Annotated in this window: 2 protein-coding genes and 1 pseudogene; all 3 read right to left on the minus strand. The window is 40.1% G+C overall.

Annotated features, from left to right (window positions below; translation table 11 throughout):
* Nucleotides 1-66: 66 nt before the first annotated feature.
* On the minus strand, nucleotides 67-252 hold the full coding sequence (locus tag BN52_RS02150; RefSeq protein WP_008472489.1) for a hypothetical protein: 186 nt from the start codon (nucleotides 250-252) through the stop codon (nucleotides 67-69).
* Nucleotides 253-432: 180 nt separating this feature from the next.
* Nucleotides 433-1,119 (minus strand): annotated as a pseudogene (locus tag BN52_RS02155) (PTS transporter subunit EIIC); the annotation flags it as partial.
* A gap of 31 nt (nucleotides 1,120-1,150) precedes the next feature.
* On the minus strand, nucleotides 1,151-1,425 hold a 275-nt coding region (locus tag BN52_RS02160; RefSeq protein ID WP_040473316.1), incomplete at its 5' end, for a DNA-3-methyladenine glycosylase I.

Raw genomic sequence — 1,425 nt, forward strand, 5'->3', positions numbered from 1 at the left:
TAGTCCTCTGGTACCACCTGAACTTCTATGTCATAGCGGCGTCCTTGATTGTCCAAGGCATAGATGTCAAAAACGCCCCCCATGCTCATCGCGAAAATCCTTAACTCGTTCCTGCGGCTGGGCCATTTCGATCTTTTCGATTTCCATCTCTGGCAATACGGCCTGCAAGAACAGTTTACAGGTTTCTTTATTGGCCATTACCTTACCAAAGACTAAATCATTCAAGAGCAGAAAATACTTTCCTAAATCCATTATAAGACAACTCCTTAAAATTTGATATTGAGAGCAAAATTGCCCCTATTAGTTAAATACGCAAAAAATGCCAAAATATATTTTTTATTTTTCTGCCTTTACCAAATCTTAAGAATTACACGAAAAAGCGAGCCACAGCTCGCTTTTTAATTTTAAAAAGTATTTAGTATTTGTCAGAATTTATTTAGGAGTGGCTTTCTTTTCCACTTTCTTACCCATTTGCATATTATCGTTGTAGCCCCATACCCAAGTGATAATGAAGCTGACTACGATTGCGGCAATTGTGGAGAAGAGGTAAGCGTAGAAACTTGTTAAGTCGTTAGGGTTTTTAGGGTTGAAGAAGGATGAGAATCCGATTACAGAACCACTAAAGCCATACATTGTTCCGTGCATTAAACCAGTGATTAAACCACCAACACCAGAACCGATTAAACCAGAGATGAAGACCTTACGGTATCTTAAGTTGATACCGTAAATAGCAGGCTCAGTAACGCCACAGAAGGCAGAGATAGCAGCTGCAATTCCTAAAGTCTTCATGTCATCCTTACGAGACTTAATAGCTACGGCTAAGACAGCAGCACCTTGAGAAACCATTGTTGCTGATAAAATAGCGTTCAAAGCTGATTGACCAGAACCCGCGATTTGTTGGGCAACCAATGGCACAACGCCCCAGTGAAGACCGAAGATAACTAAGATTTGGTAGAAGCCACCAATAATCAAACCACCGATCCAACCAGATTCAGAAACTAACCAGTTGATACCATCAGCCAAGCCATTAGCAAGACCTTGAATAATTGGGCCAGTGATGACAAGAGTGATTGTTGAAACTACTAAAATCGTGATCATCGGATTGAAAAGCATCTGTATAGCGAAAAAGACGCTATAAGATGCTTTTTAGCTAGCCTTCGAATTTGAATGGGCAACAATCGACATGATCATTGATTAGTCCGATGGTTTGAAGGTAAGAATAAACAATTACAGGACCCACCATGAAGAAATCGTACTTTTTCATTCGTCTTGCTAATTGCTTAGAAAGATCGCTGGAAGTAGGGACATCTTCAAAAATTTCTGGATGATGGACCACTTGAACGGGAATAGTTTCCTGAATAAATTTGACAAAGCTGCCGTAATTGCGCTCTACAGTAAGAATTGCTCGTGCGTTTTTAATGGCTG

Source organism: Lactobacillus gigeriorum DSM 23908 = CRBIP 24.85 (genome assembly GCF_000296855.1).
Classification (GTDB): Bacteria; Bacillota; Bacilli; order Lactobacillales; family Lactobacillaceae; genus Lactobacillus; species Lactobacillus gigeriorum.